Raw genomic sequence first — 14,064 nt, 5'->3', positions numbered from 1 at the left:
TTTGATATAAAAAAGCAGCCCTAGAGCTGCTTTTATTTGTGGTCCCACATGGGCTCGAACCATGGACCCTCTGCCCCGATAGTTATCGGGGGAGTCAGATGCACGTTTGCTTTTTTATTTTATCTACTAGTTCAGGATATTTTTTCAAATTTTCAATGAAAACACGGCTTTTCATTTGTTTAATTTTACGTTCGATTTGAAGAGCATGTTTGTTGGTTTCTGTTTGAATTACCAAAAAGCGTTCCCAGTCGTCAGACTGTGAGGTGTAAGAAGAAGCATATTTTTTGGAGTTATGAGCTTTCAGTCTGAGGTCAAAATTAGCACACGATCCTGTGTAATACGAATCAATTTGAGGGCTGTATATGATATAACAAAAGGGCATCGATCTGGTTTTGATATAAAAAAGCAGCCCTAGAGCTGCTTTTATTTGTGGTCCCACATGGGCTCGAACCATGGACCCTCTGATTATGAGTCAGATGCTCTAACCAACTGAGCTATGGGACCAATACGGCTGCAATATTACAACGTTTTTTAAAATTATAAAAAGAAAATCAATCTTTATTAGAGTGTTCTTGACAGAGTTCAATCAGAACCCCATTGGTAGATTTCGGATGTAGAAACGCAATACGCTTATTATCTGCGCCTTCTTTGGCAGTTTCATGTATCAATTCAAAGCCTTCCGCTTTTAAACGTACCAATTCGGCGGCAATGTCCTCTACCTCAAAAGCAATGTGATGCACACCTTCGCCTTTTTTAGCAATAAACTTAGCAATAGGACTGTTGGCGTCCATCGCTGCCAGCAGCTCAATTTTATGCGTTCCCACATCAAAAAAAGAAGTTGTCACTCCTTCAGATACCACCGCTTCGGTTTTATAATGCGGCACGCCTAAGAGCTTTTCAAACAATTCATTAGAAGCTTTTAGGTCTTTTACGGCAATGCCAATATGTTCTATTTTCTTCAGCATACCACAAATTTAACCGAAAAGGACTAGCTTTTAAACAATTCACCCAGAAATATATTATTTTTACCCCATGGAAAGTCAAAGACAAAAAAAAATAGCCTCCGTTTTACAGCGTGATCTCGTTGAGGTATTACAAGGCGCAGCCACTCAGGGTGGGATGAAAGGCATACTTATTTCGGTCACAAAGGTCAATGTTACTGTCGATCTTTCGATCGCCAAAGTGTATTTGAGTATTTTCCCGATTGATAAAGGTGCTGAGCTTTTAGAAGGCATCAAGTCAAACGCTCCGCTCATTAAGCATGAGCTGTCGCAACGGACCAAGCACCAATTGCGTCGCATGCCGCAATTAATTTTTTATATTGATGACTCTTTGGAATACATCGATCAAATAGACAAATCACTCAAACGCACCGAAAATCCAATTGAAAACCCCGAATTGTTAGAGAAACGAAAAAAGGCATAATTGAAATTCCCGCTCTATATCGCCCAACGTTATTTGTTTTCTAAAAGCAATAACAACGCCATCAATTTTATCACTCTTATTGCTGGCTTTGGGATTATTATAGGAACCGCAGCCCTGTTTATAGTGCTTTCGGGTTTCTCGGGACTTAAAAATTTCAGTTTAGAATTCACCTCTTTTGCGGATCCTGACCTAAAAATCGTACCCACCACCACCAAAACAATTCAGTTTACGCCGGCTCAAAAAAAAGCACTCACAGCACTTAACAGTGTCGACTCCTTTACAGAAGTTGTGGAGGAGCGGATGCTAATGAACTGCGAGAACAAACATCTGGCCGTCACGCTTAAAGGTGTGGATGCAAACTATCCCCAAGCCACCATTGATTCTATTTTGGTGTATGGACAATGGTTTGAACCCAACACCTCTCAAATTGTAGCCGGTTGGGGCATCACCAACGAACTAGGTTTTGGAATTTTTGATGTCGCCAAAGTCATTAAACTCTATGCGCCCAAACCAGGCACTGGACAACAGACCTCTGTAAAAAGTGCTTTTACAAGCCTAAAAGTTGCCAATGCAGGTATTTTTCAAGTCAATGAAACCCTTGATAACGGAACGGTATTTACTTCTATTGAAAACGCGAAATATTTATTAAACTACGACGCCGAAACCCTCAGTGCAATAGATATTTATCTAAAACCGGCTGTTGATGAAGACAGCGTAAGACCTGCCCTTCAATCTATTTTTGACAATAAAATTACGATAAAGAACCGCCTCCAACTCAACGACGCGCTTTATAAAATGCTCAATACAGAGCATGTGGCGGTCTATTTGATTTTCACATTGATTCTGATCATCGCCTTGTTTAATATTATTGGATCCATCATTATGATGATATTAGATAAGAATAAGAACTTGAAAACCTTATACAATTTAGGGGCGACCGTCAAAGAATTGCGACGCATCTTTTATTACCAAGGTATTTTAATGACGCTGATGGGTGGAGGCATAGGACTCGGTATTGGCGTGGTCGCCATCTGGCTGCAACAAAAACATGCTTTGGTGATGATTACACCTTCCTTACCATATCCAGTAGATTTACAGCTAAGCAATATCGGAATTGTATTCGGAACTATTTTTATTTTAGGAGTATTAGCCTCACGCATTGCGTCCCAACGGATCGCTAAAGCGCAGCTAAACGCCTAAACAAACTGATAGCCACCAAAGACGGCTTCCACTTCGTCAAAGGCCGCAAAAACATCGGCACTGTGATCGCTGGTTACCATTTTTGTTCTGAACGGTTTAAAATCTGGAATGCCTTTAAAATAATTGGTATAATGACGTCTGGTTTCTAACACACCCAAAACTTCTCCTTTCCAATCAATTGCCATTTGCAAATGACGTCGGGCAGCTTCCACACGTTCTAACATGCTAATCGGCCCCAAATGTTGCCCCGTTTGCATAAAGTGTTTGACTTGCTTAAAAAACCAAGGATTCCCAATCGTAGCCCGTCCAATCATAGCACCATCCAATCCATACTGATCGCGCATTTCAATGGCACGCTCCGGTGTGTTGACATCACCATTTCCAAAAATTGGAATGTGCATACGCGGATTGTTTTTAACCTCCGAAATCGGCGCCCAATCGGCAGCGCCTTTATACATTTGGGCACGGGTGCGCCCGTGAATAGAAATCGCCGCACAGCCTACATCTTGCAGTCGTTCCGCCACTTCCACTATCCGAATGGAATCATGATCCCAGCCCAAACGGGTTTTGACCGTAATAGGTAAATTGGTGCGTTTCACCATTTCAGCCGTGAGTTTTTCCATCAAACAAACGTCTTTTAAAATACCGGCACCGGCACCTTTACTCACTACTTTTTTAACGGGACAGCCAAAATTAATATCAATAATATCTGGGTTGGATTTTTCAACAATCTCAACCGCTTGTAACATACTGTCCAAATTAGCCCCAAAAATCTGAATGCCCACCGGACGTTCTTTTTCATAAATATCCAATTTCATGGTGCTTTTAACCGCATCACGAATCAAGCCCTCACTCGAAATAAATTCCGTGTAAACCACATCGGCTCCCTGCTCTTTACACAAGGCACGAAAAGGAGGGTCGCTCACATCTTCCATGGGTGCAAGCAATAAAGGGAATTCGGGAAGTTCTATGGAACCAATTTTAACCATCTGTTATTTATAAAAATTCATTTCATCTAAGTATTCCCAAACTGCATCGGGAAGCATTGGTCTAATATTTTTACCCGCCTTAATTGACTGACGAATAAAGGTCGAAGACAACTCCATTATGGGAGCATCTATTTTAATGATGTTCGCGTCTGTTTCCAAGACCGCTGTTTTTTTGGACGTGCTGGAGCTTCTAGGATACACGTAAATCGGATAGCTTTTGAGAATCACCTCTGCATTTTTCCATTTTGGTAAGGACTTTAAATTATCCTCTCCCATAATAAGCGCAAAGCGGTGTTCGGGGTGTTTTTCTTCTAAATATGCCAATGTATGCACCGTATAATTAGGCTGAGGCAAATCAAATTCAATCGCACTCGGCTTCAGTTTTGGATACTCTTTAGTCGCTAGATACACCATTTCTAAGCGCTGGTGATTGTCCAACAAACTTTGCTTTTTTTTGTGGGGACTTTGTGGCGTAACCACTATCCAAACTTGGTCCAAATCGGAATGCTCCGCAATATGATTGGCAATGACAAGATGCCCAACATGTAGGGGGTTAAACGTTCCAAAAAAGAGTCCAATATTCATCGATTCTTAGTTAATAAATTCAGTAACTTTATCGTAAGCTTCTTTCTGAGCCGTTTCTAAAACATCATTTTCAATGATGCAGTCAAATAAAGGCGCAGTGGCAAGTTCTGCCGACGCCTTCGCCACCCGCATATTGATTTTATCTTGGGTTTCTGTTTGTCGTTTTTTGAGACGAATCTTTAATTCATCGATGCTTGGAGGTTTTACGAAAATTGCCAAAGTCTGCTCTGGAAATTTACGTTTAATCCGCAAGCCACCAGAAACATCTATATCAAAAATAACATGTTTTCCCAAGGCCCAAATGCGTTCTAGTTCGGACTTGAGTGTGCCATAAAAATTATCTCTATAGACTTCTTCCCATTCCAGAAAATCGTCGGACTTTATGTGTTGTTTAAACGCATCACTCGACAAAAAATAATAGTCTTTTGCATCGACTTCAGTCCCTCTTTTTTCACGGGAGGTTGCCGACACAGAAAACTCTAAATTCAATTCTTTTTGAGCCAACAAATGTCTTACAATCGTTGTTTTTCCTGATCCCGACGGTGCCGAGAATACAATTAGTTTTCCTTGTGGCATCTTAGAGGACATTGAGTAATTGTTCTTTAATTTTTTCTAATTCATCTTTCATTTGAACCACCAATTTTTGCATGGGTGCAAAATTAGCTTTCGATCCAATGGTATTCACTTCGCGACCAATTTCTTGAGAAATAAACCCTAATTTTTTACCATTAGAATCGTCAGAATTTAAGGTTTTTATAAAGTACTCCAAATGGTTTTGAAGGCGCACTTTTTCTTCGGTAATGTCAAATTTTTCGATGTAATACACCAACTCTTGTTCAAAGCGGTTTCCATCATATTTTTCTTTCAGTTCTGAAACTCCTTTGTGCAAACGCTCTCGTACATTTGTGATGCGTTCCGGATCTATGGTAAGCACTTGATCTAGCAAGTCCGATATGATGGCAATTCGTTTTGTGAAATCCGCTTCCAATACGTTGCCTTCTTCCAATCGGTACAGCGCAATATTGTCCAACGCTTTATGGATTTCATTTTGAATGTCCGCCCATTCTGTTTCGTCTATTTCGTCACGTTCGGTACTAATAGCATCCGGCATTTTGATGGCCATTTGCAAAAGCTGCATTCTGTTTCCAGTCGCCAATCCTTCCAATTGTGTCATGTACTTATTTACCACCGTAGGGTTGACCTTTGCAAACGTTTCTCCCCCAGTGTTTTCAAAATACAATGAAAAATCTACTTTACCTCTGTTTAATCTAGAAGCAATGAGTTTTCGAAGGTTCAACTCTTTAGATCGGTACATAGACGGCATGCGCATGTTGAGGTCTAAGGTTTTACTATTCAACGATTTGATCTCAATGGAGATGGTTTTGCTTGGCAATTGTAATACAGACTTACCGTAGCCCGTCATGGAATGTATCATTCTTTGGTATTAAAAACTTTTTTCAAAGATACTGAAAACCAATAAGTATACCCAAGGAGAATTTCAACTCTTCTACGCAGTGCGGATACGTGTTTTTTAAATTATTTGTATATTGTGTTCAACTAACTCTAAACCTAACTATTATGGAAAATTTTTCAATGAATTGGTTGGCAATACTTGTGTCAGCGTTGATCCCTTTAATTATCGGAGCCATCTGGTACCACCCCAAAGTATTTGGAACAGCTTGGATGCACGCCACAGGAATTACAGAAGCCAAAATTAAAACCATGTCACCTGCAAAGGCTTATATTGTAGCCGTCCTTTTATCGGTAATTCTTTCTTTTTACTTATACATAAACGTTTTGATAGGCGGTCCCGATGAGATGCGGCACGGTCAAGAACTATTTATGACGTTTAAACACGGTGCTGCGCACGGAGCGTTTCTAGGAATTTTTGTGGCACTTCCAGTCCTAGCCACCAATGCCATATTTGAAATGAAATCGGCTAAATACATCTTTATAAATGTATTTTATTGGATTGTTTCTTTAGCACTTATGGGCGGTGCGCTCAATGGTTGGCCAGTGTAAATTTTTAACAATAAATAGAAAAAAAGGCTTCGGTCTTTTTTTCTATTTAAAAGGAGAATGTTGCTTGAAATCTTTGATTTTAATGCGTCTAAAAAAGGGTTTTATTAAGGAGTTTAAAAAAGGGTTTTTATGCTTTATATAACAACTCAATTCCAAAGGATTGGCACCAATCGTGGTTTTTATTTCGGAGGCGGTTCGGCCTAAATTGATAGAAGACACTTGTTTTTCAATACCAAGACGTACATAATCATTTAAAATACGAGGATAGATGGCGTGTGATTTATTTAAATCATAATCCAATCCAATAAAATGGGCGTCCAACGCATTTTTATTGACAAGGGCTGTCAAAAACCCAACGAGTTTGTGGTCTAAAAAATACGCCTTCACGATGAAATCATCCTTCAATGTAGCCCGCAAATGGATGTATGTATTTAGGTTTAATACTTGTGCGTTAAAACTGGCATTGGCAATGGTGTTTTGATACAAAGCTTGCAGCTCATCTTTATAAGTTTCAAAGTCATGCTCTGTAAACAAACGGGTTTCTAAAGCACTACTTTTTGAGTCGGCCTTATTCGCTTTTACTCTGTATTTTGATTTTAATATGTTTTTATAATTTTCAAAAGACTTCCACTGTGGCTGCAGTTGAATGATCATATTGGGCTCCACTTTGATTTCGCTATACCCAAAATTTAAAAATTGACGTGTAGCTTTCAGGGATTTAGCCTTAAAATCTTTTATAAAAATGGCATGAAGCGGTTTTGTATTGGCCGCAACGGCATCTAAAGCAGTGCCGATTTGAGTCATGATCTCCTCTTTAGAAATTCGATTGGAACTGCTAATTCCATGCTCACCACTTAGAAATACATTTCCACAAAACATTATTTTTATATGTTCGTTACAGAAGAATAGACCTAGGAATTTTCGAACAAAGGGTGCTACTTTAATGTTTTTTAACGTCCCTTCAACACTTAAGTTGATCACTTGAACAAGTCCAAGGGCTACTGTATTTTTTTCGGCATCAGAAACAGAAATGTATTTGAACTCAATTTGGGGGTTTGAAATTTCAAAAGCTTTTAAGAATGATTTTGAAAAATAGACGTTTTGATCAGCATTCACTTCTTTAAAAACAACAGGGTCTATAAGGTCAACAGAAGGGTATAAAGAGGTGATGAAAGAACTCATTTAGTCGCTTGAAGGTTCGGATTTTTAGAAACCAAATATACACCTAAAAATATTAAAGCTGCCGCCACTACCTTAACAGTGTTTAAACTATCACTCCCCATTATAATCGCAAAAACCCCTGCAAAAATAGGCTGTATATATACAAACGTACTTACTGTTGTGGCACTCAATTTCCGCAAGGCGAGCGGGTTCAATAAGTAGGTGGCAAAGGTTGCGCAAACCACTACGAATAAGATTGAAAACCAAATGTAAGGCGTGAAGCTACCCCAGTTAACTGCGGCAAGTTCGTTGTAGCCAAAAGGAAGTACAAAGAAAGTTCCAAACAAAAACAACCATTTAATAAAGGTGTACGGATGGTATTTGTTGGTTAATTTTTTTATCAAAATCAAGTAATAACTATAGGATGCTGCATTGACAAGTACTAATAAATTACCTAATAAAACATTGTCTCCAGAACTGGACGAACGGTTGTAAATACTTAAAATTAAGGCGCCTGAAAGCCCAGCAAAAATCCCCAAAACTTTAATCTTTGTGATTTTTTCTCCTAAAATAATAGCGGATAATACCAAGACGATAATAGGGGTGGTGACCATAATCACAGACCCATTAATAGGGGTGGTGAATTGCAGTCCTTTAAAAAACGCAAGCATGTTAAGTGCCACACCAAAAAAGGCAGCAAGCATGAATTTAGGATAATCTGCTCGATCAATTTTTTCTTTAGGCGCCCAAATACTAAACACCCAAAATAGAACGGCTGCAAGAGAGACTCTAAACAATATAAAGCCGAAGGGCTGCATGTAGCCACCATCGATGACATCGTTGGCAAAGGTAAAAGTGACGCCATAAAAAAGCTGCACCAATATAAGCGCAAAGAGCGCAAACGTATTATTTTTCATTCAAGAGTGCCGTTATTGCGGAGTTGATGACCTTAGAGCTATTTCCAACAAACAGTTGATCATCTAAAACGAGCACGGGTCTTTTTAGGAACGTATAATGTTTTAAAATATAATTTTTATAATCTTCCTCTTGGAGAGCTTTTTCTTTTAAACCTAACTCTTTGTAAAGTTTAGCACGCTTACTAAATAGAGCCTCATAGCTGCCTGACAAAGTTTTTAAGTGTTCTAGTTCCTCAGCCGTCATCGGAGTTTTCTTGATGTCTTGTAGTTCAAAATCTGCCCCTAACTCCAAGTGATTTAAAATTCGTTGACACGTATTACAGCTATTCAAAAAATAGAATTTTTTCATGAGATTCTTTTCTTATTTTTACAAAGAAAATCATTTCTTTACAAAGAACTAAATAAACTTTAAATATTATGGACTGGAATCACAACGTTACACTGCAAAACAGAACACTTCTCTTGAAACTTATTGAAAATTTTTCTTTAGCTCAACTCAATACCGTTCCTAAAGGGTATCGAAATTCCATTTTTTGGAACGTTGCTCACACTATTGTAACACAGCAATTGCTGGTTTATGGGCTGTCCAATCAACCTTTTTTAGTAGATTCTGAATTGGTGAAAACCTACAGGAAAGACACTAAAACCGTCCACGAAGCCACAGAAACAGAGTTGGCGGAAATAAAAACCCTTTTGTTTTCGACTGTTGAGCAAACCAAAATTGATTACGAAAATGATTTTTTTAAAAATTACATGCCCTATACGACTTCTTTAAATGTCACGCTTTCGACTGTTGAGGAAGCGATCAGTTTTAATACATTTCATGAAGGGATCCATCTTGGATACATCTTAGCAATGAAAAATAGCTTATAAATTTTATAAAACTTCCATATCGAAGTTTTGATGCCCAAGGAAATGATTAAATGAACGTCGTTGGTGATCGAAATAAACAAGCGTTGTAGATTCGATAATCCGATTAAGTCTTGGAATTGAGGATACTGAGGACTTAATGGAGGATTTGAAACAGGCCTTAAATCAGCATTTTATGCAATGAATTATATATTTCATTAAATAATCCCCATTAAAACATCATATTCCGAATTCATATCTTAATTATCTCATCGTAATTATCATATACAAAAAAATAGACCATTATTTTTAAAGATATTATATATTTGTACCGTATAATATTTAAATTTTAACACCCCAAACATTTTGATATGGAAGAAATAATTAAAGGTTTTTTAGATTTAGTTAAAGAACGAAATGGCCACGAAGCTGAATTTATTCAAGCCGTAGAAGAGGTTGCAGAAACTGTTCTGCCTTATATCGTTCAACACGATATTTATCACGGCAAAAACATTCTTTTAAGAATGGTGGAACCCGAACGCGCTATTACTTTTAGAGTTAACTGGGTAGATGATAAAGGAGAAATTCAGGTAAATCGTGGGTACCGTGTTCAAATGAATTCTGCGATCGGCCCTTACAAAGGAGGACTTCGATTTCACCCATCGGTTACTATGAGCATTTTGAAATTCTTAGCTTTTGAGCAAGTTTTTAAAAATAGTTTAACCACCCTGCCAATGGGCGGTGGAAAAGGGGGAAGCGATTTTGACCCTAAAGGAAAAAGTGATAATGAAATCATGCGATTTTGCCATGCTTTTATGAGCGAATTGTTTCGTCATATTGGCTCTAACACCGATATCCCCGCAGGCGATATAGGAGTAGGAGGACGCGAAATAGGATTCCTTTTTGGAATGTATAAAAAACTTAGAAACGAATTTACCGGAGTGCTTACTGGAAAAGGAATGACATGGGGAGGCTCGCTCATCCGTCCTGAAGCTACCGGATATGGAACCGTCTATTTTGCAGATAAGATGTTGCAGACGAAAGGGGACAGTTTTAAAGGAAAAACTGTCGTAATTTCTGGATCTGGAAATGTAGCGCAATACGCTGCAGAAAAAACAATTCATTTAGGAGGAAAAGTGATCACGTTATCAGATTCTTCTGGTTACATTGTAGATCATGAGGGTATTGATCCCGACAAACTTACATTTGTAATGACACTTAAAAACGTCAAAAGAGCACGTATAAGTGAATATGTTAAGACCTATCCAAAAGCGACCTTTGTGGCCAACAAAACGCCTTGGGAAGTTAAATGTGACATTGCGTTGCCATGCGCAACTCAAAATGAGTTAAATGAAAATGATGCCGACATGTTGTTGAAAAATGGTTGTATTTGTGTGAGTGAAGGAGCCAATATGCCTTCGACAAAAGCTGCAATTACTAAATTTCATGAAGCAAAGATTTTATTTGCACCAGGAAAAGCATCCAATGCAGGGGGTGTCGCCACTTCTGGACTTGAAATGACACAAAACTCTTTACGCTACAACTGGTCAAGAGCCGAAGTGGATGAAAAGCTAAAAGACATCATGTCTAATATTCATGATGCGTGTATCGAATATGGAAAAGACGAAAAAACAGGGTATATAGATTATGTTAAAGGCGCCAATATTGCAGGCTTTGTAAAAGTAGCTGACGCAATGCTCGCACAAGGCGTGGTGTAATAACTACCAGACCTACGCTCAAAAAGCTTTCATTGATTTGAAAGCTTTTTTTGTTTATGTACAATAATGAGTTCATTTCTCGTTTGTAATAAATATATTTGAGTTTAATTAACAAGTCGTGAAAACATATTTTTTTATAATTACTTTTCTTCTTGCTTTTGTCCCATCATCTTGGAGTCAAAACTATGACACTTCTTGGGTTGGACATTTCTCATATTTAGATATTAAAGAAGTCGTTTATGGAGACACTAAATTCTATGCAGCCTCTGAAAATGCAATTTTTTCCTACGACCCACTTAGTAATCAACTTAGTACCATTACAACTATCAATGGGCTATCGGGGGAATTAATTTCAACCATATATTACAGCACTCAATACGAACTATTATTAATTGGGTATGAAAACGGCTTAATTGAGGTTTATAAAGAAAGCGATCAGGAATTGCTTAAAGTTATTGACATCATAAACAAAACAACAATTCCACCGTCACAAAAAAAAATTAACCATTTTAATGAAATTGATGAGGTTGTTTATATTGCAACAGACTATGGTATTTCAGTTTATAACTTAGCCGATTTAGAGTTTGGGGATACGTATTATATTGGTACAAATGGGAGTCAAGTTAAAGTCAATCAAACCACGATTTTTAATAACGAAATTTATGCTGCCTGTAGTTCTAATATGGGTATAAAAAAAGCGAGCTTATCCAATCCAAATTTAATAGATTTCCAATTTTGGACAACTCTGATTACTGGTAATTTCACGAACGTGGCAGCCTTTGGCAGTCAACTTTACACAGTGAACTCTAGTAATAGAATTTTTGAGATAGTTGGAACAAGTTTGAATCCTTTATTTGTTTATCCCCAATCTGTTGCAGACCTAAAAGTGTCAGATAACAGCCTGTTAGTTACAACACCCTCTAAACTGTATCAGTATGCGACTGGGTTCAATATAATAGACACTTATACGACCAACCCTGAATTTCAAACTAGTTTTACAAGTGCTCTTACAATTGATAACGTCATTTATATTGGAACTACTGACTTTGGGGTTCTAAGATCTAAGACCACATCAACATCTGAATATGAAGAAATTCACCCACAAGGACCACTTTTAAACAGTGTGTTTTCTTTAGAATACGGATATAATAATTTATGGGTTAGTTTTGGAGCCTACACAATATTCTTTAACCCAAGCCCATTACAGAAAAGAGGAGTTAGCCGTTTATACAATACTGAATGGGAAAATATTAGATATGACAGTATTCAAAATACAATTCAATCGGATGTTTACAACCTAAATGAAATCGCTATAAATCCATTAGATCCAAGTCAAGTATTCATAAGCTCTTTTCATAGCGGTTTGTTGAGTATTAAATCGGAGGACTCTATAGAACTTTTAAATCCAGCAAACAGTGGGTTAGAGTCTCAAATATATGAACCGAACCCCAATTATATTACCATTCGTATTTCAGGATCTTCTTTTGATAATGAAGCTAATTTGTGGGTACTAAACTCTAAAGTAAAAAATCCTCTCAAAAAACTTAATCCAAGTACGAATCAATGGACTTCTTATGATTTTACGCCAATCATACCAGACCCTTCAGGAAATGAACTTGGCTTTAGCGATATTGCTATTGGATCTGATGGAACCAAATGGATTGGAGGTTATAAATCTGGTTTGATTGGTTTCAATGAAGATGGAATGTTATTAAAAAACATAAACGACAAAGATGTTGCCAACCTTCCTTCAGCCGCAGTAAAAGCGTTAGCTCTAGATAAAAACAATGTACTCTGGATTGGCACTTATAGAGGACTCAGAGTTCTGTATAATACTTCCAATTTTTTCAGTGAAGAAGTTGTGAGAACGGAACCTATTATTATCCTTGAAGACGGCCTTCCACAAGAACTATTAGCACAACAGTTTATCTCAGATATCATCGTGGATGGATCTAACAATAAATGGATTTCCACAGCAGATGCGGGGGTATTTTACGTGTCTTCAGATGGGCAAAAAACCATTCATCATTTCACCAAAGACAACTCTCCACTACCGTCAAATGGAGTAAATGCCATGGCGTTAGATTCCGAAAATGGGATTGTCTATTTTGGAACCACTCGTGGCTTGGTTGCTTTTACTACGGGCGGCTCAAGTACTGCAGAATCACTCGAAGATGTATATGTCTACCCGAACCCTGTAAGGCCTGGATTTAATATGGCAGAGGATAAAATTAAAATTAAAAATATAAGTGATAATGTCAACATTAAAATAACAGATATTGAAGGTAATTTGGTTGCCGAAGCACAATCCAATGTTAATTTAAGGTATAAAAATTACAACTTAGAAATTGATGGCGGAACCGCCTATTGGAATGGTAAAAATTTAGCAAATAATACAGTCGCTTCAGGAGTATATTTAGTGCTTTTTTCTGATTTTGATACACTTGAAACGAACGTTTCAAAAATAATGATCATACGTTAATGGTGGTCTCAACAAAAGCAATTGTCATCTCAAAGATTAAATATAACGACAACGACCTTATTGTCAAATGCTATACAGCATCTTTTGGGGTGAAAAGTTATGTGATTAAAAACGCACTTAAATCTAAAAAAGGGAAACTAAAACCCGCCTATTTTCAACTGCTCACGTTACTCGATATTGAGGCGGAACACAAAGACAATCGCAGCTTGCATTATTTTAAAGAAGTCCGATTGTACAAACCCTACGAATCTCTGCACACCAATGTTTTTAAATCGACTGTTTTATTATTTTTAGCTGAAATTTTGTCCATGATTTTAAATGAAGAAGAAGCAAATCCTCCTCTTTTTGAATATCTTGAAACAACTTTATTGTGGTTTGATACCGTAGAAAAAACAGGAACATTTCACCAACAATTTTTAATGGGTCTGACAAAATTTTTAGGAATTAACCCTGATACAACCAATGAATCTCTTCCTTATTTTAATTTAGAAAACGGTAATTTTCAACTCCAAAATGGAGCACATTGTGTTACGGGTTCAAAATTAAAACTGCTAAAACCTTTTTTGGGCACAAAATTTGATACTACAATGACTCAGGAGCTAAATTCCTCACAAAAGCATGAGTTACTTAATATGATTTTAGACTATTTTAAATTACATTTACACGCCTTTAAGCACCCCCGATCGTTAACCGTTTTAAATCAAGTTTACAGTTAA

16 protein-coding genes, 1 tRNA gene and 1 pseudogene are annotated in these 14,064 nt (G+C 37.5%); 8 read left to right on the top strand and 10 right to left on the bottom strand.

Annotated features, from left to right (window positions below):
• Positions 1 to 94: 94 nt before the first annotated feature.
• The 3 genes from FORMB_RS05455 to mce form a co-directional block, all read right to left on the bottom strand.
• Positions 95 to 382 (bottom strand): GIY-YIG nuclease family protein, encoded by a 288-nt coding sequence (locus FORMB_RS05455; protein ID WP_069676490.1) that lies wholly within the window; start codon positions 380 to 382, stop codon positions 95 to 97.
• 48 nt (positions 383 to 430) lie between these two features.
• A tRNA-Ile gene (locus tag FORMB_RS05450) sits at positions 431 to 504 on the bottom strand.
• Between the two features lie 47 nt (positions 505 to 551).
• Positions 552 to 962, bottom strand: coding sequence for a methylmalonyl-CoA epimerase (gene mce, locus FORMB_RS05445; RefSeq protein ID WP_069677909.1), 411 nt, complete (start codon positions 960 to 962; stop codon positions 552 to 554).
• Positions 963 to 1,032: 70 nt separating this feature from the next.
• Between mce and rbfA the strand changes: the two genes are divergently transcribed.
• Positions 1,033 to 1,425 carry a 30S ribosome-binding factor RbfA gene (rbfA, locus tag FORMB_RS05440; protein WP_069676489.1) on the top strand — a complete coding sequence of 131 codons (393 nt, stop codon included), beginning with the start codon at positions 1,033 to 1,035 and terminating at the stop codon, positions 1,423 to 1,425.
• A complete protein-coding gene (locus tag FORMB_RS05435; RefSeq protein WP_069676488.1) occupies positions 1,426 to 2,625 on the top strand; it encodes an ABC transporter permease in 1,200 nt (399 codons plus the stop codon).
• On the opposite strand, the gene dusB is transcribed toward FORMB_RS05435, so the two are convergent.
• Genes dusB through FORMB_RS05415 form a run of 4 tightly spaced genes read right to left on the bottom strand, consistent with a single transcriptional unit; the run spans position 2,622 to position 5,634 of the window.
• The gene (dusB, locus tag FORMB_RS05430; RefSeq protein WP_069676487.1) at positions 2,622 to 3,614 is read right to left on the bottom strand and encodes a tRNA dihydrouridine synthase DusB; all 993 of its coding nucleotides are present in this window, start codon (positions 3,612 to 3,614) and stop codon (positions 2,622 to 2,624) included. The genes FORMB_RS05435 and dusB overlap by 4 nt on opposite strands.
• Before the next feature lie 3 nt (positions 3,615 to 3,617).
• Positions 3,618 to 4,199 carry a nicotinate (nicotinamide) nucleotide adenylyltransferase gene (nadD, locus tag FORMB_RS05425; protein WP_069676486.1) on the bottom strand — a complete coding sequence of 194 codons (582 nt, stop codon included), beginning with the start codon at positions 4,197 to 4,199 and terminating at the stop codon, positions 3,618 to 3,620.
• A 6-nt stretch (positions 4,200 to 4,205) separates the two neighbouring features.
• Complete coding sequence (gene gmk / locus FORMB_RS05420; RefSeq protein WP_069676485.1) at positions 4,206 to 4,775, bottom strand: guanylate kinase; 570 nt, start codon at positions 4,773 to 4,775, stop codon at positions 4,206 to 4,208.
• A gap of 1 nt (position 4,776) precedes the next feature.
• Positions 4,777 to 5,634 (bottom strand): YicC/YloC family endoribonuclease, encoded by an 858-nt coding sequence (locus tag FORMB_RS05415; RefSeq protein WP_069676484.1) that lies wholly within the window; start codon positions 5,632 to 5,634, stop codon positions 4,777 to 4,779.
• 143 nt (positions 5,635 to 5,777) lie between these two features.
• Between FORMB_RS05415 and FORMB_RS05410 the strand changes: the two genes are divergently transcribed.
• Positions 5,778 to 6,221: a DUF1761 domain-containing protein gene (locus FORMB_RS05410; RefSeq protein ID WP_069676483.1), complete on the top strand. Its 444-nt coding sequence runs from the start codon at positions 5,778 to 5,780 to the stop codon at positions 6,219 to 6,221.
• A gap of 42 nt (positions 6,222 to 6,263) precedes the next feature.
• Here FORMB_RS05410 and FORMB_RS05405 read toward each other — a convergent pair whose 3' ends face one another.
• Genes FORMB_RS05405 through FORMB_RS05395 form a run of 3 tightly spaced genes read right to left on the bottom strand, consistent with a single transcriptional unit; the run spans position 6,264 to position 8,648 of the window.
• Positions 6,264 to 7,403 (bottom strand): hypothetical protein, encoded by a 1,140-nt coding sequence (locus FORMB_RS05405; protein ID WP_069676482.1) that lies wholly within the window; start codon positions 7,401 to 7,403, stop codon positions 6,264 to 6,266.
• Entirely contained in the window at positions 7,400 to 8,299 is a 900-nt protein-coding gene (locus FORMB_RS05400; RefSeq protein WP_069676481.1) for a DMT family transporter, read from the bottom strand. Before FORMB_RS05400 ends, FORMB_RS05405 begins: the two co-directional genes overlap by 4 nt.
• Complete coding sequence (locus FORMB_RS05395; protein ID WP_069676480.1) at positions 8,289 to 8,648, bottom strand: arsenate reductase family protein; 360 nt, start codon at positions 8,646 to 8,648, stop codon at positions 8,289 to 8,291. The genes FORMB_RS05400 and FORMB_RS05395 overlap by 11 nt, the downstream gene beginning before the upstream one ends.
• 68 nt (positions 8,649 to 8,716) lie before the next feature.
• Here FORMB_RS05395 and FORMB_RS05390 point away from each other — a divergent pair, with 68 nt between their 5' ends.
• From FORMB_RS05390 to recO, 5 genes and pseudogenes are all read left to right on the top strand, one after another.
• The gene (locus FORMB_RS05390; RefSeq protein ID WP_069676479.1) at positions 8,717 to 9,172 is read left to right on the top strand and encodes a DinB family protein; all 456 of its coding nucleotides are present in this window, start codon (positions 8,717 to 8,719) and stop codon (positions 9,170 to 9,172) included.
• A gap of 91 nt (positions 9,173 to 9,263) precedes the next feature.
• Positions 9,264 to 9,353, top strand: a pseudogene (locus FORMB_RS13260) (PLP-dependent transferase); the annotation flags it as partial.
• A 166-nt stretch (positions 9,354 to 9,519) separates the two neighbouring features.
• Positions 9,520 to 10,866, top strand: a complete 1,347-nt coding sequence (gene gdhA, locus FORMB_RS05385; protein ID WP_069676478.1) for an NADP-specific glutamate dehydrogenase — start codon at positions 9,520 to 9,522, stop codon at positions 10,864 to 10,866.
• Positions 10,867 to 10,984: 118 nt separating this feature from the next.
• The gene (porZ, locus tag FORMB_RS05380; RefSeq protein WP_069676477.1) at positions 10,985 to 13,348 is read left to right on the top strand and encodes a type IX secretion system anionic LPS delivery protein PorZ; all 2,364 of its coding nucleotides are present in this window, start codon (positions 10,985 to 10,987) and stop codon (positions 13,346 to 13,348) included.
• Entirely contained in the window at positions 13,348 to 14,064 is a 717-nt protein-coding gene (gene recO, locus FORMB_RS05375) for a DNA repair protein RecO (protein WP_069676476.1), read from the top strand. The genes porZ and recO overlap by 1 nt, the downstream gene beginning before the upstream one ends.

This window comes from Formosa sp. Hel1_33_131 (assembly GCF_001735745.1).
GTDB lineage: Bacteria > Bacteroidota > Bacteroidia > Flavobacteriales > Flavobacteriaceae > Hel1-33-131.
The sequence above is the reverse complement of the archived record's forward strand: the minus strand, read 5'-3'. Positions and strand labels throughout refer to the sequence as shown.